We start from the raw sequence: 18,779 nt of genomic DNA, 5'->3' as shown, positions 1-18,779 counted from the left end.
CATAAACGCTAAGCCTCGTGCCCCAGATTCAATGAGAAAGACACGCACTTACCCCAGATTCAATGAGAATGCCCCAGAATCAATGAGAACGGACAGCCGAATTTCGTCACAGTGATGAAACTCTGCCGCCGCGATAACTCCGTTCGGCGTGGAGGGGAACTAGCGGGGGGATTGATCGCGGTATGACCAACATCGGCTCGCTCGTCGATCGGGCAGACGATTGGCGAAGCCGACATTAGTCCGATATCACGGCTGATCGGGCAACCGTGCAATACGTCCCACTCCCCCGCCACACGCCCTACTAGCACCAGCTCAACACCATGGCCGGCACCGGTGATTTAGAAGTGCGATGACCCCAAGGAATTCCCCTTGTGAGCGGGTGCGCTCCGGCAAGAACGGGGTCGTCCCGCCCTTGCGGCGATCCCCCGCTCCGCGCCCGTTACGCCTCGGCTCCTGCGCCCGCCCAGGAGGCACGTGACGCGGCTACTCCTTGAAAATGGTTGATATCCAGCGGATTTCAATCTCGACATTGCTCAACGCGATGGACGCACCGATTCGAGGAGGCCAGTTTTCCGCGGAAAACTGGCCTCCTGTCGTTACTTCAGTAGTTTTCTCAGATGGCCGACGAGCGTCTTGGCTCCGGCCTCGCCAAGTTGCTCATGCAACGCCATGGCCAGGGCGTTTGGGTCACTCTCGAACTTCCGCAACGCTCGAGTCACGGGACGCATCGACGGCCCCGCCGACTCACCCTCGCGGGTGCGCTCGGAGCCGCTACTCCCCGATGTTCGGTCGGAGTCAGTGACACCCGCGCCGCGAGAACGGGCAGCATTCCAGCGCACGACTTGCTGTTCTAAGGGCACGCGCGCAAGCGTGCGCGCCTCGCGGATCGCCAGGTCTCCCCTGCGGGTGGCTTCCTGCAGGTCTGGTGCCAGCTGCAACAGCGCTCGCCGATGCGAGACCCACGTTTTACTCTTTCGCAGGTGCTCGGCGGCCGCATCTGCACTGCCGTATTCGGCGACCAAGCTCTCTACGGCCTTGGCTTCCTCGATCACATCGAATCCTGACCGGTCGACGTTTTCAGAAATGACCGCGGTGAGCAGCGTTGCGCGATCTCTGGCGAGCTCGTCTTTGACCACCACGTCGAGCTCGGGTCTACCGAATTTGTGCGCTGCGGCCAACCGTCGGTTGCCAATAATGACCACCCACCGCGCCGACAGTTTGACCTCGGGGTAGATGTTCTGAAAGGCGGCGCGGGTGACGACGACGACCGGCTGAAGTTGGAATTCGACGATGGAGGCAAGCTCCGCTAGATCGCCAACTGAGTCGCGAGGGTTGTGCGGGTTCGCGATCAGATCGCGCAGGGGCACCGACCGAGACAAGCCCAGCCTGGGGCCCGACAGGGGGGCCTCGGTGGCCCCGTCAACGGAAGAATGGTCACCGACCGCGTCGACGAGGGCATCGAATGTCTTGACACCGCCGCGCCCCATTATCGGACTCCCGCCATACTTAGTTCGTCGGCCAGCTTGTAGAAGTCAGCCGCCGCGTTGACCGCCGAGCCCGCCTTTTTGTACTGGGTGACGACGACGCCATCATTGGAGGCGTTGGTGTGGATCTTGTAATGACGCACGACAGTTTCAGCGAGGGGCCATCCTTGTCCGCGAATGAACTTCTGGGTTTGCTCAAGCCAGTGATCGCCGTCGCGCGGGTCCCAGTCGTTGATGAACACGCGGTAGGGGATGCTGCGGGGTTCTAGGATTTTGCCGATAGTGCGCGCGGTCGGGTCAAAGCACATGGGGTGCGTCAGCATTGGCACGATCGCTTGGTCGGTGACATCCAAGACGGTTCGCAGCGCGTCTGCTGAGTACCCATCGCCGAGACCGTCTCCAGACGAATCCGGGTCTAGATCGAACCAGCCGGCTGTATCGACATAGACCTCGTCTATGCCGGGGAGGTTATTGAGCTGCTGTAGCCATTCGAGCGGATCGTCGTGCGCTTGGACCAAGTGGAAGGGGAGTGAGTCAACTCGGTTGGCCCACCATTTCGCGGACCCCTGGGGGTCGATCGAGACCGCAGCAACCGGAGAGAACGCGTCGGGATCGAGGTGCGAGGTCAGTTTTTGGGCTCGCACCGCTGCGAGATTCACAGTCGCGGTGCTTTTGCCGACACCGCCTTTTTGATTCAGAATTGTGACAACTCTAGTCATGGAGAATGGCTTTCGTGACGTTCGGCCGCGCCCGCGGCCTACTGGGGATGAGGCTCTTTAGGTTACGTGCGCGGCGCGACGACCAGCCACCTGACACGCTGAATTCTGTGTTACAGCTTGGCAGTTTTCCGCGGAAAACTGGCTCGGTCGGGCTGCCAACCATTTGCCGGATGCGAACAGCACTATGTGTCGAACATACGTTCGATATCTCCGTCTACCTGCTACTTTCGGCAATCTCCAGTGAGTTTTCCGCGGAAAACCGGCGCAGCCCGGCTGATCTTCGCCCGGGCTTCCCGAAGCGTAGTCGTCGTCTGATCATGGCGATCAACGTCCACCGGCGCGGGGGAGTGGGTTCGGTACTGCATCGCCAGTCCACGTCGGGCGAGCGCCAATTCGGCGCCGTTCCCGTCGTCTGGCTTTGCGGGCGCCCCGCATTTTGTTGACACCGATCTGCGTCGGCGTCGAGGATGTCTGGCGGAGCAGGCGCCTTGGCGCCTTGTGCACTCGAGCGTCGGGCCGCTGCGCAGGGGCAGTGGTTGATAGACGGGCAATCGGGCCACCGATACGCGCTGGGCGGCGCGTCTTGGATTGGGTCATACCGGCCACTGGCGACATCGCGTGTGGGCGTCCAAGTGGGCACGCTAGGGCCTTGACGGTCGGGCGTCACTGAGGAGCGACCGGGGCCGGGCGGACGCCCTATTCCGTGAGGCTGGTGCTCAGAGGCGCATCTGCGACAACCCTGATCGCCCTTCCCGGTAGCGATCCCGGGAGGGTGACCTTGGCGGCGTTGGTGGCCGGTTTGAGCGATTTGTCCAGCGGCGCGGGTCTGAACGATCACCGGGAGTTTGACCGGGGCCTGCTGACGCTGTCATCCGACACTTCGAGTGTTTGCCGCTCGTCGATTCGATTCGCTCGGGAGGTCTGTATCGGCGCGCTGGTAGCCGTCGAACGGCTTCGACACACTTTGAACCTTGTTCAGGAATGGGGTGGCGTGGTGCCCAAATCGGCGAATTGTGCGCGCAGACGATCGGCACGAGCCAACAGCCTGTGGACGCCGCGGGGTCTGCTGTTATCTAGAGCCAGCAAGGCTGGTGCAGTACGCAGCTCCGCGATGGCGAGTCCCAGGATGACCATCGTCGTCGAGGTGATGTCGTCGTCGCGTGCGTCGATCTCGAGTTCGTCGATCCATTCGCGATCTTCGACCGCATAGTCTTGGGCCTGCTGCGCGACAGCGCTGATCACTTGATGCAATTCGTCGCGCCAGGCGCCAATCCAGGCTTGTTCTATGTCGCACCGGTGGCGCCGCTCGCGTGCCGCGCGGCGCGCGGCGCGGGTGATTTTTTCGTCGGGGCGGTCATATTGCAACAGCGCCTCGAGCCGGTCGATTCGGTCGAGCACTCCCTGCTTGCCGACGCCTACCTGGCTGCCGATCTGGGACAAAAACAGGCCGCGGGCGCGGCCGGCTTTCAGGAAGTACAGTTCGCGCCGACGATCGTCCCACCACAGCCAGTTGTTCAAAATCAGCGCATCGCACACGTCGGCCTGAAGCACCCATCGCGGGATGTGGGGGCCGCTATGTTTTTGCAGGTAGTCAAGCACTTCACGGGGGTCGGATTCCGGCGAATCCGGTAGCATCTCTCGGTGGCGATCATCGATTTTCTTGCGTCGCGAGGCGATTCTGGCGATGGCTCGAGCGACCTCGGAGCGATGCACCTTCGGTCGGGTGGCCACTATGTCAGTATTTCACTGACGGGTGGTCGCCACCCGGGGACGCGCGACTCCTGGTTGCAGCCCACACGCGGCCCAACACGACGTCGCCGTGATCGTTCAGGGTGCGAGGACCCGGGCCCCGACTAGTTCGGCTAGTAACTCGATTGCCCGACTTTCTTCGTCGATCAGCGGCGGCCCTGTGGCGAGCACGGCGCTGAGGTATTCCTCGTGGTGCGTGTCGTGTACCTCGGCGCTGGTGACGGTGGGGCCGGCCGTGGGCTGCGCGTTGGCGGGGGAGTGGGGCATCTGGTCGCGGCCCAGTAACCAGATGTGCCAGCTGGCGCGTTCTCGCTGGTGTCGCTCGATTCGGGTGGCTCGTTGTTCCTCGAGTTGATGGGCGGCGGCGATGTCGTCGAGGGTCGTCGGACCGGCGTGCAGGCGGCCCCGATCGTGTGTGATCAGCCCGGCGGTGCGTAGGGCGGCGAGGGTTTCGTAGCCGCCGGTGCTGGCCGTGTGGGCGGCGGCGATGACGTCTCGGGGGCGTTCCACCTGCTGGTGCACGATCAGTTCGTAGATGCGCCGGTGGCGATGTCCGACGACTTTCCACGCCGGGTGGACGTCTTCGACCCTGGTCGCGGCGACTGTTTCGCGGGTGACGCCCATCTGATTTTGCTGGGTCAGGGCGTAGTAGTCGGGCGCACGTCCCTGTGCGATGCGGGTCCGGACCAGCGGTGAACCGGGCAGGTCGCGGGTTTCTCGCAGGAATTCCCACACTGCTGTCTCGCTCAGCAGCCCTGTAGCCACCGATAGCGATCGCCCGCCCACACCTACCACGGGCACACCGTTTATCACCTCTCCGGCTCGTACAGCGTGGATTGCCAGGGCTTGGTAGACGGCCGCTCCGATCCATCTGAACCGGTGCCCCGGGAATTGCGCGTACACCCAGGTCACTGCGTTGGCCAGCCACTGGCGGTGTAGCTCGGGGCCTTGTGTTGTCCCCCCTGTGTGTACTTGTTCTTGTGCGCGGACTGGTCGGAAAAAGTGGCTGTTGGTGGCGGCCCAGGTCAGGGCTTTGTTCCAGTCGCGTTTGAGGGCCTTGTCGGCGCTGTGGCCGTAGCGGGTGTAGGCGGCGCCCAGGCCGGTCTGCCAGGGGCGGCCGGGGGCCATCAGGGCTTGCACGGTGGCCAGGCTGTGGCCGTGTAGTGCGGCGTGTGCCAGCACGGATTGGCGGGCTTCTGAGTGGCTTCGCCAGCTGCGGTCGGCGGGGAGGTGGCCGGTGGCGGCGTAGGTGGTGATGCGTTCGGGCAGCGCGGCGGCGCGGGTGTATTCGGGGCGCAACTGCTCGTGTGCGCCAGTTCCGGTCGTGGCGTCGCCGGCCGCGAGTGTTGGGGTTGTGGGGGCCGGGTTGAGTACGCCGAGCAGAACGTTGAGGCGGGGGAGCAGCCCGGGGTCAGAACGTGTGGTGAAGGCATCTATGGCGGTGGCCAGGGGGCCGTCGAGGACGCGGTATCCGCCTTCGCGGCAGGCAGATCCGGGCGCGGTGATGCACCCGGTTGCGGTGTTGGCCATGGGGGTCTTGTCCAGGCTGGGGAGCCTGGCTTCCAGTAGGCGCATGAGGAGGGTGACTTCAGCAAGCGTGGCGGCGGTGCCGATGGCCAGCGGAACGAGGATGTGGCGTCCGCCGCTGGTGGATTGATCGGTGACGGCGACCCCGCCGGCGGCGGTGATCCAGTTCAGGGCGCGAGCGAAGTCGGCGTCGACGACCTGCTGGCTGTGGTGTTTGGTGTCGAAGTCCAGGACGAGGACTTGGGTGCGGTTGCGCGAGTAGAGCAAGACCGCAGCCGGCTGTGCGGGCAGGCGGGTGGTGAGGTTTTTGGTCCGGTCGAATTTGTTGGTGGCGGGGTCCCAGACCCGGATTTTGGGTCGGGCAGCGATGAGGGGGGCCAGTGCTTTCCAGGTGGCGCCCGGGCTGGCGGGAAGTGGCGTGGCCGTCGGCGAGGGCATGGCTTTAGGAGGCGGTGTGGGTCACTGTGAGATCGTCGGTGTCGTGCAGGCGCCCGTGGGTGTCGAGATAGACCCAGCGGTGCTGGCGCCACAACATTGCTGTTGTGCTGGTGGTACTGCGCGGGTCGACGAGGTAACCAAGGTCGAGCGCGGTCGGTATGTCGGTGTGTTCGATGAGGTCAATGCAGTTGCGGCAGGCGGCGATCGCGTCGGCGGGGCTGCCTAGCGGTTGCGGGTGCGGCCGGCGCCGCCGGGAGAAGATAGCCGCCTGTTCGAATGTGCAAGCGGGAGCCATGATTTCGCAATGGCCGCTGGCGCGGGCTGCGATTTGTTCGGCGATGGCCGGCGCCGGCGCGGTGAGGACCAGTTTTCTGACTCGAGCGCGTCGCCCTGGGCGCGAGGCGTGTGTGGTGGCCGGTGCGGCTGACGGTGGGACCGGTTGGGAGGCAACGGCTTCCGTGTTGGCCGTGGGCCAGGACGCGAGGCCCAGCAGATGCTTTTTGGTGGGAAAGTCGCCGTCGATCCACACGCCGGCCCACATGCCGTAGGAGGGTTCACGTTGGCGCGCAGTTTGGCTGCACGCCAGAAGGCTTGGGCATATGAGGCACTGTTGGCGGGTATAGGCGCGACGCGTCGGGTCGAACCAGTCGCCACGGTGTCGCATGCAGGCCGTGATGGCAGTGTTGGTGTCATGCTTGTGGTTCACGAGGGCGTCCTCTATCGTGAAACCAGCCCGGTGAAGGCTTGGTTTCTGGTTACAGAGGCCATTGACCGGAGTTGTAGCCTCCGGTCGCAGTTGTCCCCGCTTCGGCGGGGCTTCTGCGTTTAGGGCCGTATCAAGTTGTGCGTCGACGTGTGGTGTCCGTCAACGGATTTGGCTGAAGGTCTGGTTCCGGGTGTCCTCTTTCGCGTGGGGTGTTGGGAATCTTGTGGGACCACAGTGACACGAGTTGGCATCGATACTGGGCCGACACGCCGCGCGGTTTTCCGCGCAGGCATCACCGTAAGCAGTCGTAGCCCCCTTGCGCCGCACCCGCGGGGAAAAACTTCCTAAGAAACTCGCCGCGGCGCCGGTGCTCGGAAATCGGCGCTCACCGACCGACGCGTAACGACGGCAGCGGCGGTAGGTTCAGCTTTAGCCCCCACCTCGGCCGGGGCCGAATGGGACTGCAGCGCTGCTTTTCTGGCTTCCACGGGCACGGCCCGATCGTGCGCCCTTTTTTATTGCCTGCGAAGGGATTCCGCTAGTGACGACACTGACCACACGCCGCAATGGCTCCGGTATCGCAGCGCGACCCGATGTCGAGGATCACCGCGTGGACGAAACCTTAGTAGGTGGAGTCGTTTCGACGGCCGATGGTGTCGCGCCCGACTCGCGGCAAACCTGGAGTCGCCATTCGCGGGTCTCGTCGGCGGCGCAGTGGAATGCGGCCAACGAAAACGACGAGTGGCGCACGTTGCGCCTTGTTCGGCGCAGCCGTACCGCGGCGGTGTGGTTGACGGTGGGTATTGCGACGGTGAGTTTCGTTTTGTCGTTCACCTCTTTGCGTAATCTTGCGCCGATGTCGGCGTGGCCGGGCTGGTCGTCGTGGTTGTGGCCGCTGATTCTTGACGGCCTGATCATTCTGGCGACGCTGGGGATTGTGTCATTGGCGCCGTACCGAGACCAGCTATGGAACCGCGTCTACCTATGGGCAGTGCTGGGTGTCGCCGCTCTCGTCAGCGTCGGTGGCAATAGCTTGCATGCGTGGTTATCCACCGGCCAGCTGACATCGTGGATGCGTTGGGGCTCTGCAGGTTTGGCGTGTGTGCCGCCGGTGGCCCTACTTGCAACAACCCACATCCTGGGCACCCTGTGGCGGTTCAACCCAACTCCACCACCAGATGCCCGCTCGCAGCTACGTGATCGAGCCCTGGCACTGGCCGCCGAGCGGATGGAGCGCTGGGACGCGGCCGCGGCCAAGCTGCACGAAGAAGGCTATTGCCCAAGCGTGGCAACCGAAAAGATCGCAGCGGCGCTGCGCTATCTGTACGAGTGCCGGCCCGCACCGTCGCTGCGCCAGATAGGGGCCAAACCCGAGGTTGGACTACACCACGACACAGTCGCCAAGATCCGTGACGCGGCCGCGGCGGTCCTGGGCTCGGCGACCAACGAGCAGCAGTAGCCGTTCGCCGACGCCGCCACACAAACGGTAAATCAGTCGCAAATCGGTTGACCGCGACCGTCGCATAGCGGGTAAAGGCAGCGGTAGCGTTTTGCCCAACAACCTGCGGTGAGAGGGGATTTCGGCGCCATGGGCCTATTTGACGTCTTGGACGACCTTTTCGGCGACCTGTCCGGAATATTCGGTGGCGACGACGACGGTGACGGCGGCGAGAATGGCCCGCCCCCGCAGCAGTCGATACCCGGCACATTGCCCCCGGGCGCGCCGCCATGGGGGCCGCCCCCGCCGCCGCCCGGCGGTCCCAGCGGGCTCCAGCAGGGCGCCGGGCTCGCCGGGACCACTTACCAGCAGACCGCCGGCGCGGTGAATCAAACCGATGAGAAGCTGGCCGAATTGCTCAAGCAGATTTTCGCCACCAACGATGACAATCGCTCGAGAATCAGCGCCATCATCGCCAGCATCGAGACAGCGCGCCGCGCGCTGACCACGGACCCGCAGATGGCGGGTGATCCGCATGCGCAGGCGTTGTTTAACCAGTTCTTGGACGGCCAGCTCGCCCAGATTCAACAAATCCTCGACAGTTCGAAAGTGGACAGCAAGAAGCAAGCTGAATTGCTTGCCGCACTGGGTGATCAGTACCGCGGTACCGCTGGCGGCGATCCCAAGAAGAAGGGCAAAGAGGACGGCGGCGGGACAGGGGAGAGCGGCGGTGATACCACCGGCGGCGGTAGTGGCGGCGGTGGTGGTGATGACGTAGCCGACGGTGGCAGCGGGGCGGGGCCAGGCGGAGCCCCTGCAGGTGGAGCCGGCGGCGGGTTGACTGATCCGCTGGCCGGACTGGGCGGGGCAGGCATGGGCGATCCGCTCTCGATGCTGGGCCCGGCGATGGCAGGGCTCGGGTCGATTCCAGGCGCACTGGGTGGCGCTGCGGGATCGCTACCCATGGATGCGCTGGGAGCGATGGGCCCGCTGGCAAGTCAATTGGCCGGGCAAAACGGCGCAGACGGGTTCAAAGACGGCGACGCCCACAACCACGGCAAGTCCGACGATTTCGAAGACGGGCCGCATGGCAAGAATGATGGCGACGCCGGCAAGAACGGCGACGGCACATCCGGCAAGGGCGACAAGAACGAGACGACGCAGCCCGCGGGGGCGACTCAACCACAGCCGAGCACCCAGCCGGCGCCGCCCACGGCGGTGCCGGTCAGCGCGGGCGGTGACCCAAGCCGGGTCGTGCAGATGCCCGATGGTTCCCCGGTCACAGCGACCACGCCCCAGCACGCCGCGGCGGTGCGCGCGGTGTTGAACGGATCCACGGTCAGCGAGGCGTGGAAGCAGGCTCATGTGGAGTTGCCGCCCCCGGGGACACCGGTGACCGCTCCTGCTGATCCGAGCCATTTGGTGCCCGGTCAAATCGCCCAATTCAAGAGTCGCGACCCCGTGATGTACATGGGTAATGGCAAAATCTGGCTTGATGGGCAGCTGCAACCACAAAGTGCACTGCCTACGGGTGATTTTTTGGGGTGGGCCGATCCTCCTCAGCTGGCCGGTACAACCCCTGCCCCGCCTTCGCCGGGCACCACTGCACCGGCCGGTCAGCCGGGGATCACGAACACCAGCGGTAGCTAAATGTGGGCCAACGAAGCGGGGGTCGCGGTGACCGACGAGCAACAGGAAGTACTTCCGAATGTCGCTGAATGGTCAGCCGATGGCGCCTTGATGGTTGAGCTGGACTGGGACCAGCACAGCGTGCGGGTCCAGCTCGAGCCCGAAGTCACCCGATCGTGGACGGCCGACATCCTGGCTGACCGGATTATGCGGCTACACAGGCTGGCGTTGATGCGGGCGCGTGCCGAGCAACGCATGCGCCTGATCGAACAGACTGGCCTTGCGTGGCCGACGACACCGGGCTGGCCCAGTTTGACCGACGTCGACGAATATCGGCGCACCATCAATTTTTAAATCTTTTCGACCGATGCGTAGACCGCTGAGCCGTTGTTACGCTTGGCAAATAACCAGATTTAGGGGAGGTGTGCGGTGGCCGGCGACGACGTGAAGCTGGATTTCGACGAGTGGGACCAGCATGCGCAGTGGTGGGACCAAGAGGCGCCGCGAGTGCGCGAACGCCTCACTGTCGATCCCGGCACGGCGGAAAGCATGGGGCAACGCTTCGGCGACATCGGTTGGGAAGTGCGTCAAGCGCTGAACGAAACGCTGCAAGCGCGGTCTGCGGCGGGCCACTCCTTGGGCCACTACTGCGAGGGTGTGGCCGGCCATATTCGGTCGAACATCTCGTCCTACCAGCAGACCGAAGAGACCAGCCAGCAAACTCTGCAGACGTAACTCGAAGGCTGCTTGGTGGGGGGTGCCAGCTGTTGCGGGTTGAGTGGTCGTTAGTTGTCGGTGGTGTGCTGTAGGAACGGAGGCATGGCGGTAATGGGTATGAGAATGGGCGTGCCGAACACGTCGTTTTCGTGCTTTTGCTGCGGTGCGGAATTCGTTTTCACCATCAATTCCGGTGGGCTTTGCGACGCATGTAACGACGGCGAGTGCGCGGCATGCGGCGAGGATGGCGAGGACTCGTTGTGATGGCTCGGTTCGAGGTGCCCGAGGAGTGGTCGGTGCAGGCGTTCCGGTTCACCCTTGACCCAACCGCCGAGCAATCCGTGGCGCTGGCACGGCATTTCGGTGCTCGCCGTAAGGCATTCAACTGGACTGTGGCCACTCTGAAAACCGATATCCAAGCGTGGCACGCGACCGGTGTTGAGACGGCGAAGCCGTCACTTCGGGTGCTGCGGAAACGCTGGAACACCGTCAAAAGCGAGGTGTGTGTCAACGCGGAGACCGGGCTGGTGTGGTGGCCGGAATGCTCGAAGGAGGCCTACGCCGACGGCATCAGGGGCGCGGTCGATGCGTACTGGAACTGGCAGCAGTCTCGCTCAGGCAAGCGCGCTGGGAAAGGGGTCGGATTCCCGCGCTTCAAACGAAAAGGCGGCGACAGCGATCGGGTGTGTTTCACCACCGGCGCGATGCGCGTCGAACCTGACCGTCGGCATCTGACACTGCCGGTGATCGGCATGGTTCGCACGCACGAGAACACCCGCCGGATCGAACGGTTGATTCGTGCCGGGCGCGCGCGGGTGCTCGCGATCTCGGTGCGCCGCAACGGCACCCGTTTGGATGCGAGTGTGCGCGTGCTGATTCAACGCCCGCAACAACCCAGCGTCAGGTCACCTGGTTCGCGGGTTGGTGTCGATGTCGGGGTGCGGCGGCTGGCCACGGTCGCTGACGAGGACGGCGCCGTGCTCGACCAAGTGCCTAATCCACGGCCACTCGAGGTGGCGCTCAAAGAGTTGCGGCGCGTCAGCCGGGCCCGCTCGCGCTGCACCAAGCGCTCACGGCGCTACCGTGAGCGCACCATCGAGATTTCAAGGCTGCATCGCCGGGTCAGCGATGTCCGCACCCACCACCTCCACTGTCTGACAACGCGTTTGGCTCAAACCCACGGCCGGATCGTTGTTGAAGGTTTGGACGCGGCGGGGATGCTGCGGCAAAAAGGGTTGCCGGGTGCCCGCGCCAGACGGCGCGGGCTCTCCGATGCCGCGCTGGGCACACCGCGTCGGCACTTGTCCTACAAGACGGTCTGGTACGGGTCGCAGCTGGTGGTCGCTGACCGGTGGTTCCCGTCGTCGAAAACCTGCCACGCTTGCGGGCATGTGCAGGACATCGGCTGGGACGAAAAGTGGCAATGCGCCGGTTGTTCGGTCATCCACCAGCGTGATGACAACGCCGCGATTAACCTCGCACGCTACGAGGAAACACTTAGCGTCGTCGGCCCAGTTGGGGCCGCCGTCAAGCGTGGAGCCGACCGTAAGACCGGGCCTCGCCCGGCCGGTGGCTGTGAAGCGCGGAAGGGACGCAGCCGCAAGGCTGCCGAACAACCCCGAGCCGGGGTGCAAGTCGCGTGACCACTAAAGATCACTCACTTGCAACGGATTCAGTACGCGTTGATACCGAGGTCGTGCGGGCGGCGGGCCGGCAGGCCGAGGCCGCGGGCGGCGTCGCAACGCCTGGCTCCGACCAGGTGCAGCCGAGCGCCTCGGACATGGTGTCGGTAGGTGCAAGCACACGTTTCACCGCCGAGGTGGCACTGGCTCGCAAATACACTGCTCTGGCCAATGCGCAGGCTCGCCAGTTCGGAGTGAAGATGGATGCCAGTGCCGCCGCTTATGACGATCAGGAAGCGCAATCGGCCGGGACGCTGGGCAGCGGCGGCGCCGCGGCGGCGGTCCCCGCCGGGCGTGGGATGCCGGCCGGGCGTGTGGTGCCAGCCGATCTGCTGTCTGGCGGGTTGGGTGCGGGTCTGCCCGCAGGTGAAGTCCCGGCAAGCCCGCGCGACATCGCTCGCTTGATCGAAACCGGCCGCGGCGGGGCTGGCAAGAAAACCTGGCAGGCCGTGGAGACAAGCCTGCGCTCGGAGGCCAAGCAGCTCGACGACGCCGCCGATCAACTCGGCCAGGCGATCGGAACGACCGGCGAAGGCTGGCAGGCCGAGTCCGCGGACGCTGCCACGACACAGATGCGTGCACTGCAAACCTGGTATCAGGGCCACGCCCGCTATGTGCAGGGTCTGGCCGAGCAGGCCCAGGCGCACGTGGCGAATTTCTCCAGAGCCCTGACCGACGTCCCTGCCTATCGTGACGTGGAGAACGCCGAGCGGGAGTTGAAAGCGGCGATGCAGTCAAACGCGCGCTCCGGCGGCCTTCAGCGGGTCGCGGTGGTTCATGCGCAAGTCAAGGTGAGCAAGCTGTATCAAGCTTCGACGACCGGGTTTGCCAGCTACTCCGTTGCCGAAGCAGCTCCCAATCCCAAGCTGCCCGTTCCGCCGCCGATTCCAGCGAGTCCGGACGTGCCGGCCGCTGTGCCCCCAGCCGGTGCGGGCGGTGGGCCGGCGGGAAGGCCGCAACCGCAGCACTCGCCCAAGAGCGCACCCCTGGGGCCGGTGCAAGGCGGTCCTGGTGCCGGAGAGAACCTGACCGGCGGCCCGTCATGGCCGCCCGGGGCCGTAGATCCCACGGGTCCCGCCAATCCGCTGACCGCCGCGGCGCCGGAAACGGCCGGTGGCGCGCCAGCACAAGTCGTGCCCGCCATCATCGGTGGTGTCGTCGGCGGCCTGGGCGGCCTGGTCGGTGGCATCGCCGGGGCGCCGCAAAAAGCGTTGCAGAGCTTGGAGCAGGCTGCCGGGCCGATGATGAGTGGTCTGGGCCAGCATCCGCAGGGCGGTGAACCGCAACACGGCGGCGAACAGTCGCCCCAATCACCGGAGCCCACGGCCGGCGATCTGCCGTCTCCGGGCGATCTGGGCGGCGGCGGAGGCGAGACCGAGCCCGCCGGCGGGGGAGGGGGCCCGCTGGCGCCACCCACGGACCTCGCGGCAGCACCAGTGGCGGCCGCGCCGGCCAGGGCGCCGGTGACCGCGCCCGCGGAAGCACCCGCACCGGCGATGGGGGCGATGGGCCCGATGATGCCGCCCATGGGGGGCAGCGGCGGGGGCTCCGGGGCGGACAACAAGCAGCTCTACCAGGAGCGCAAACTCAAAGTGGTGGCTCCGGCCAACAGTGAGCCAGTCAAGAACCGTCGAGAAGGCCGCACCAAACCCGATCGGAACCCGCAGTGAGCACCCCTCAGGAACGGATCGCGGCCGTCGACCAGGGCCTGCGCGTCACACGGGCGTTGATGGCCGACCTCAACACCGCCGCGCACAACATGCGAGAGCAGGACCCGCTCAGCGACGTGGTGGTGCCAACTTTCGACGGCGACGGGTATCTGTGCGAGCTGTTCATCGCGCCGACCGCACTGGCCGATTACACCCACACCGGGCTGGAAGACTTGATCACCGAGGTACTCGGCGAAGGCATGCAGCGACTGCGTGAGGTGGCGCTGGCCGCCATCGACCGGCACTGGGGACCGGAGTCGTCGTGGCACGAACTCAAGGTGCTGCGCGACGACTGGTGACCCGCCGGGAGGTGGGCAGGCTAGTGCTTTGCAGAAACCGTGACACGCCGACGTATTCGCTAATTACTAATAGCAGCAACGTAATTCGATATCGGCAAGTCTAAATCAGCATGAATCGGCGAGAATCCTGTTGCCGTTGACGTGTTCTGATGGGCGCTGGTGGTGAATTGTCACCGAGGGTGTGTGAGCGTGCTGGGTGGGGCCCGCGCCGATGGTCCGTGGCAGAGTGATGTGCGGCAAATCGTATGCTGCCGTGGTCAATTCGATGCCTTTTCCTACGACAGTCCCATTGCCTGGAGACTACGTGATGGTTCGTGGTCGCACACACGTAGGAATCATCGGAAGACCTGCAAACGCCGCGGCGTAGCGATCGAGTGTGGCGTCGCTGAAGTCGGCGGGTGCCCTGTCGCGGCTTAGGTCGTCAATCATTGTCGCGTATTCGTGGAAGGTCATCGTGATATTCCTTGCTGTGTAAGGGATTTCAATAAGAGCGCAGCCCGGCTGAAGCATCGGGTGAGCTGGGTCCTTAGCGCACAGCGCCGGTGAGGCTCCGCGCAGCGCGGCTTAGGCGGCCTCCGGGTGCGTGTAGAGGTGGGCGATTATTTCGAGCCACCGACACGCATCCTGGCGACGTGTTGTCAGCAGAGGAGACGGCGGGATCTGCGGGGCGGGGGAGTCGGCGCTGGCCACCGCCGTGGTCATGTAGAGCCGCCACTAGAGGTGGCCGACGGGTTTGAAGGCCCCGCAGATCACCGATGCGTCGTGGTCGAACACCGTGATGCGTTCGGTGCCGTTGTCGTCGACGCTGGCGACCACGGGATGTTCTGCAACGACGCTCATGGCTACCTCCTATGCGGCGCCGGCGGGAAAGATCACTGGTTGGTCGTCGTCGCTCTCGTCGTCGAGGTCGAGGTCCGGTAGTGGGGCGACGCGCACGTCGCCGAGCTCGGCCTGGCGGCGCTGCTCAAACTGTGCGGCCAGGCGCGCGTAGATCGGTTTGAGTTCCTGGGGAAAGTTGCCGGGCAGGATCACCCCGCCCCAGATGCCGTGGGTGGCGCCGGTGGCGACCGCGTTGTAGCCGCAGCGACCTCTGAAGGGGCATTCGGTGCAGCGCTTGATGGCGCGGTGCCTGGTGCGGGGGTTGAAGTACAGCTCGGGGTCTTCTTGGCAGGCTAGGGCCTGGCTGGTTTGGAATTGGCGCACATCGGCGCGCATCTGGAAGGAGGCAAACGGTCTGGCGTTGGCACGTGTGTCGGCTGGTGGGACGAGCTCGATTGTCATTGGAGATGTCCTTCCTCGTGTGGGTCGGGTTTCTTCACTGGGGCGGAACACCCATGAATTACCGATAATCTAACAGATGTTTTAGCGGTTTTGACGGTTTGACCGCTAAATTTTCTGAGGTGGACATCGTCGGACGCCGCCCAGGGAGCAGCAGTAAGCGGCTTGTGCGCATGTCAAACAAGGTTTCGTGACCAACCTGCCTGCCCTGAAATCAGCGGCAATCAAAAGCGCTGAATGCTCTGTTTTAGCGGCGCGGATGGCGATATCTGGCGGTTCGTCGGGCAAGATACGGGTCATGTCCTGGGAACAGCTCGGCGACGAAGTGCGACTTCGCCGCAAACAGCTGAAGCTGACCCAGCCCGACTTGGCTGAGCGCGGTGGCCTCTCGGTAGCCACAGTGCGGGCCGTGGAAACCAACCGCTCAGGCCGGCTCAGTCGACGGCTACGCCGAGCCTTAGAGCGCGCGCTTGAATGGCAAGAAGGCAGCGTCGAGGCCGTCTTAGACGGCAGCCGACCTCGCACGGTCAACGCCACCGGAACCGCTGGCGCGCCACCAACGGTCAGCGCAGACACGGCGAGAGCCGCAGCCGAACGATTCGCCGTCGCTCAGCGCCTGATCACGATGCGCCAGACGTTCCTCGAACACCGCGACCACATGCCCGAGGCCGCCCGCACGGCAATGGAAGCCGAATTCAGCGCCGCCTCCCACGAAACCGAGGAGGCGCTGATCTGGATGCTGACCTGGCTCGGAGATGACGAGCGCACAGAAGCGATCCGAATTCTCGCCGAGCTAAGGGAGATTCGCCGCCCCCACGCCTAATCGGCTGTGCCAGCTGGAATTACCCACTGGCAGGGTTGGCCGGTGACTTCGGAGATGAGGTCAAAGTCTGCGTCATAGTGCAGGACAGTTAGTCCTTGTTCTTCTCCGGCGGCGGCGATGAGCAGGTCAGGTATTTTGCGACCGCGCTGGCTTCGCTGAGCGAGAAGCCGCTGGACCTGAAGCGCCCGGCGATGATGCGATGCGGTTGTTTCTACGAGATCGAATGCGCCCAATGCCGCTATTAGGCGGTCCCATTCGGCCTGATTGCGGGCCGAATATCCGATCTCAAGATCGGATATTCGGGCTCGGGCGAGTTCACCCGCCGCGGCGAGTGGTTCCACCGTTTGCCGCACTTGGGGCTGGCCGAGCCGTTTGATCACGCTGGTGTCTATGAGAAACGTCAGCGCCATGCCGCAGCGCGGTCTTCTATTGGTGCGGCGGCCAGTGAGTCCAGCGCGGCGGCCACTTGCTCTGCCCGGGCGGACGTCGCTAGGCGGAGGGCCGCATTCACGGTCTCTTTGATGGTCGTGGTTCCTAGTTCTGCGCGAGCCATGCGCAGAGCTTGCTCATCGATGTCGATTAGATGTTTTCCCACCAACCCAGTATATACGGCTATGGGCGCGATATATACTCGTGGGGCGGCTGTTGGGGTTAGATCCCGCTAGCCGGCGGCTGGGTTTTGCGCAGCCGCAAAAGTCCACGTGACGTTTCTGTGTCGTATGCGAAAGGTAGCGTGCGGTCATGTTTGACATTCCGGGGATGGCACCCACGCAGCGTCATAACCTTCCGGTTCGTCGGGCCTCGTCGGCGCCGGCCCGCGTCGAGCACGGCCACGGCGCGGGCGATCACCGTGCGCGCCGACCACAGACCGTCCGGCAGTCGCGCACCCCTGCCGAGCAGTGGTGGCACTACAGCCGTGGTTGCGCGGCCGCGCTGCGGGCCGGTCGGCCGCCAACCCCGATCGAGGTGTACGGCCCGGTCCTCGAACCGGGCGAACAGGCGCTGCTGAGCGCCGAGATCGACTACAGCCGCCTGTGTAGCGGTGATGGCCGATACTCACCGCTGCCGTTGATTGTTGCCGGTCGCCCGGCGGTCATGTTGGGCGCGTTGGCGGTCCAAGGTGTGGTGAATCACCGTCGCAAGACGGCAGCAGCGCAGCGCGCCGCCGCCCAGTGGCGGTTTCATCAGACCTGCCCGGTGATCGTGACGACTGAGCGGCTGATCTGCACAACCGCGCCGCATGGCCTTGTCAGCTTTTGGTTCGGAGCGTGCACAGAGTTCTATCCGGATTTGCAGCAATGGACATTGACGCTGGGTTTCGACTCCAGCTACCCGGTACGGCTCAGCGGCCCGGCCGCCCCCGCACTGAGCCTGTGGAGCGCTCACGGCATCCTGGGTGACGCTTGGGTCGACGACCCGCGCCTGGCACTGCTGAGTTAAGTACATATCAGCGCTGGTTAGACGATGTGCAGCCGCGACACCGACGGTAAGATGCAGAACATGGCAGCAGGCAAGTTCACGATGGATGTGGCGGAAACCGAGGCTGGCTTGTCCGCCGCGGATGCGGCAACAGCTCAGCAATCGGGCTCGAGCCTCAAAAGTCTCGCCATCGGCGGTTATACGACAACCTTGCTGGGGGCGGCTATCGGTGCACGCGCGATGGCGGAGGCCCAAGCGGCTGGCCGCGCGGCAGCGAACGTGGGGAGTCGCGAGTTCAGCATCTCGACAGTTCAAAGCACTGAGGCAGGTAACTCCAGCGTCCTGACGACGTAGCTAAGGGGGGCTCATGACGTCATCACCGTGGTCGAGAGCGGGGTCACCATCCGTCACCCTGCCTCCTCCCGCACCTTCACCAGCGCCGCTGCCGGCGCCGCCGCGGGCAGCGCCGTTCCCAAGCGGCTTTCCGGGGGCCAGGCCGCCTCGTCGTCGCGTTTGGCCGTGGGCCGCATTGGGGCTACTGCTAGCGATCGTGGTCTCAGCTGCCACCGGGTCGATAGTCACGTTCGCGGCAGTGCATAACGAGAACCGCGCGCCCGCGGAGCCCTCCTCTGCGCCCACAGCGCCGCCGCAATTCAGTGCAGCCGATGTGTCTGCAGCAAAAGCTCACGTGTGCCAGGTTTTCGATGTATCAGTACGTGGCCAAGAGGGGCAGGGCGGCCTTCGTGTGGAGGGCAACCTGAACTTGCCAGTCATCCTGCGGGGTGTTAACAGCGCGTCTGCAGTTCAGAACGCCCTCACACCTGCGGTGCCACCGGATATTGCGGATGCTGCTCGGAACTACATAAGCGCAACGCTGGATCAGACGACAGCGGCGATGGGGAACACGCCCACACCCGAAGTGAACCGGCTAACGGACGGTCGCAATCACGCAACAAATGTGCTGGCCGACGCATGCGGTCTGCCGCGGTAATCGTCGATGGCGGGGACAACAAGCCCGAGCGGGGACGAGGTTCCAGCTTGGTGGGCCGAGCGTAACAACAAGCAAGCGGAACGGCTGCTGAAGCTGTTCGACCCGGTGAGGTCGATTTCCAAACTGGCATCACGAGTTCCGCATGTCGGCGGGGGTGGTGATCATCCGAAG

The 18,779-nt window shown here is 64.6% G+C and carries 20 protein-coding genes; 11 read left to right on the top strand and 9 right to left on the bottom strand.

What is annotated here, in order from left to right; genetic code table 11:
- Window positions 1-596: 596 nt before the first annotated feature.
- Window positions 597-1,487 (bottom strand): ParB/RepB/Spo0J family partition protein, encoded by an 891-nt coding sequence (locus SKC41_RS30640; RefSeq protein ID WP_330981446.1) that lies wholly within the window; start codon window positions 1,485-1,487, stop codon window positions 597-599.
- A complete protein-coding gene (locus SKC41_RS30635; protein ID WP_330981445.1) occupies window positions 1,487-2,203 on the bottom strand; it encodes a ParA family protein in 717 nt (238 codons plus the stop codon). Before SKC41_RS30635 ends, SKC41_RS30640 begins: the two co-directional genes overlap by 1 nt.
- A 5-nt stretch (window positions 2,204-2,208) precedes the next feature.
- On the opposite strand from SKC41_RS30635, the gene SKC41_RS30630 reads away from it, so the two are divergent.
- Window positions 2,209-2,646, top strand: a complete 438-nt coding sequence (locus SKC41_RS30630; RefSeq protein ID WP_330981444.1) for a hypothetical protein — start codon at window positions 2,209-2,211, stop codon at window positions 2,644-2,646.
- Between the two features lie 532 nt (window positions 2,647-3,178).
- Here the strand turns inward: SKC41_RS30630 and SKC41_RS30625 are convergent.
- The 3 genes from SKC41_RS30625 to SKC41_RS30615 all read right to left on the bottom strand — a co-directional run bounded on the left by SKC41_RS30625 (window position 3,179) and on the right by SKC41_RS30615 (window position 6,458).
- Window positions 3,179-3,934: a hypothetical protein gene (locus SKC41_RS30625; protein ID WP_330981443.1), complete on the bottom strand. Its 756-nt coding sequence runs from the start codon at window positions 3,932-3,934 to the stop codon at window positions 3,179-3,181.
- A gap of 96 nt (window positions 3,935-4,030) precedes the next feature.
- A complete protein-coding gene (locus SKC41_RS30620; RefSeq protein WP_330981442.1) occupies window positions 4,031-5,917 on the bottom strand; it encodes a hypothetical protein in 1,887 nt (628 codons plus the stop codon).
- Window positions 5,918-5,921: 4 nt separating this feature from the next.
- The gene (locus SKC41_RS30615; protein WP_330981441.1) at window positions 5,922-6,458 is read right to left on the bottom strand and encodes a hypothetical protein; all 537 of its coding nucleotides are present in this window, start codon (window positions 6,456-6,458) and stop codon (window positions 5,922-5,924) included.
- 706 nt (window positions 6,459-7,164) lie between these two features.
- Here SKC41_RS30615 and SKC41_RS30610 point away from each other — a divergent pair.
- The 7 genes from SKC41_RS30610 (at window position 7,165) to SKC41_RS30580 (ending at window position 14,097) form a co-directional block, all read left to right on the top strand.
- A complete protein-coding gene (locus SKC41_RS30610) occupies window positions 7,165-8,082 on the top strand; it encodes a DUF2637 domain-containing protein (protein WP_330981440.1) in 918 nt (305 codons plus the stop codon).
- A gap of 129 nt (window positions 8,083-8,211) precedes the next feature.
- Window positions 8,212-9,711: a DUF4226 domain-containing protein gene (locus SKC41_RS30605; RefSeq protein ID WP_330981439.1), complete on the top strand. Its 1,500-nt coding sequence runs from the start codon at window positions 8,212-8,214 to the stop codon at window positions 9,709-9,711.
- Window positions 9,712-10,044, top strand: coding sequence for a hypothetical protein (locus tag SKC41_RS30600; RefSeq protein ID WP_330981438.1), 333 nt, complete (start codon window positions 9,712-9,714; stop codon window positions 10,042-10,044). It begins immediately after the preceding gene.
- Window positions 10,045-10,119: 75 nt separating this feature from the next.
- Window positions 10,120-10,425, top strand: coding sequence for a type VII secretion target (locus tag SKC41_RS30595; RefSeq protein ID WP_330981437.1), 306 nt, complete (start codon window positions 10,120-10,122; stop codon window positions 10,423-10,425).
- A gap of 245 nt (window positions 10,426-10,670) precedes the next feature.
- On the top strand, window positions 10,671-12,050 hold the full coding sequence (gene tnpB, locus SKC41_RS30590; protein WP_330981436.1) for an IS607 family element RNA-guided endonuclease TnpB: 1,380 nt from the start codon (window positions 10,671-10,673) through the stop codon (window positions 12,048-12,050).
- Window positions 12,047-13,759, top strand: coding sequence for a PPE domain-containing protein (locus SKC41_RS30585; protein WP_330981435.1), 1,713 nt, complete (start codon window positions 12,047-12,049; stop codon window positions 13,757-13,759). The genes tnpB and SKC41_RS30585 overlap by 4 nt, the downstream gene beginning before the upstream one ends.
- A complete protein-coding gene (locus SKC41_RS30580; RefSeq protein ID WP_330981434.1) occupies window positions 13,756-14,097 on the top strand; it encodes a hypothetical protein in 342 nt (113 codons plus the stop codon). Before SKC41_RS30585 ends, SKC41_RS30580 begins: the two co-directional genes overlap by 4 nt.
- A gap of 714 nt (window positions 14,098-14,811) precedes the next feature.
- Here the strand turns inward: SKC41_RS30580 and SKC41_RS30575 are convergent.
- A complete protein-coding gene (locus SKC41_RS30575) occupies window positions 14,812-14,937 on the bottom strand; it encodes a hypothetical protein (protein ID WP_330981433.1) in 126 nt (41 codons plus the stop codon).
- 9 nt (window positions 14,938-14,946) lie between these two features.
- A complete protein-coding gene (locus SKC41_RS30570) occupies window positions 14,947-15,378 on the bottom strand; it encodes a WhiB family transcriptional regulator (RefSeq protein ID WP_330981432.1) in 432 nt (143 codons plus the stop codon).
- Window positions 15,379-15,565: 187 nt separating this feature from the next.
- On the opposite strand from SKC41_RS30570, the gene SKC41_RS30565 reads away from it, so the two are divergent.
- Window positions 15,566-16,198 carry a helix-turn-helix domain-containing protein gene (locus SKC41_RS30565; protein ID WP_330981431.1) on the top strand — a complete coding sequence of 211 codons (633 nt, stop codon included), beginning with the start codon at window positions 15,566-15,568 and terminating at the stop codon, window positions 16,196-16,198.
- Here SKC41_RS30565 and SKC41_RS30560 read toward each other — a convergent pair.
- A complete protein-coding gene (locus tag SKC41_RS30560; RefSeq protein WP_330981430.1) occupies window positions 16,195-16,608 on the bottom strand; it encodes a PIN domain nuclease in 414 nt (137 codons plus the stop codon). The genes SKC41_RS30565 and SKC41_RS30560 overlap by 4 nt on opposite strands.
- On the bottom strand, window positions 16,599-16,793 hold the full coding sequence (locus SKC41_RS30555; protein ID WP_330981429.1) for a hypothetical protein: 195 nt from the start codon (window positions 16,791-16,793) through the stop codon (window positions 16,599-16,601). The genes SKC41_RS30560 and SKC41_RS30555 overlap by 10 nt, the downstream gene beginning before the upstream one ends.
- Window positions 16,794-16,939: 146 nt before the next feature.
- Between SKC41_RS30555 and SKC41_RS30550 the strand changes: the two genes are divergently transcribed.
- Window positions 16,940-17,638 (top strand): hypothetical protein, encoded by a 699-nt coding sequence (locus SKC41_RS30550; RefSeq protein ID WP_330981428.1) that lies wholly within the window; start codon window positions 16,940-16,942, stop codon window positions 17,636-17,638.
- 60 nt (window positions 17,639-17,698) lie between these two features.
- Window positions 17,699-17,971 (top strand): hypothetical protein, encoded by a 273-nt coding sequence (locus tag SKC41_RS30545; protein WP_330981427.1) that lies wholly within the window; start codon window positions 17,699-17,701, stop codon window positions 17,969-17,971.
- The last annotated feature ends 808 nt before the right edge of the window (window positions 17,972-18,779 follow it).

Origin of the sequence: Mycobacterium sp. 050128, from assembly GCF_036409155.1 — a bacterium.
Taxonomy (GTDB): Bacteria; Actinomycetota; Actinomycetes; order Mycobacteriales; family Mycobacteriaceae; genus Mycobacterium.
This window is presented reverse-complemented; position numbering and strand designations above follow the sequence as displayed.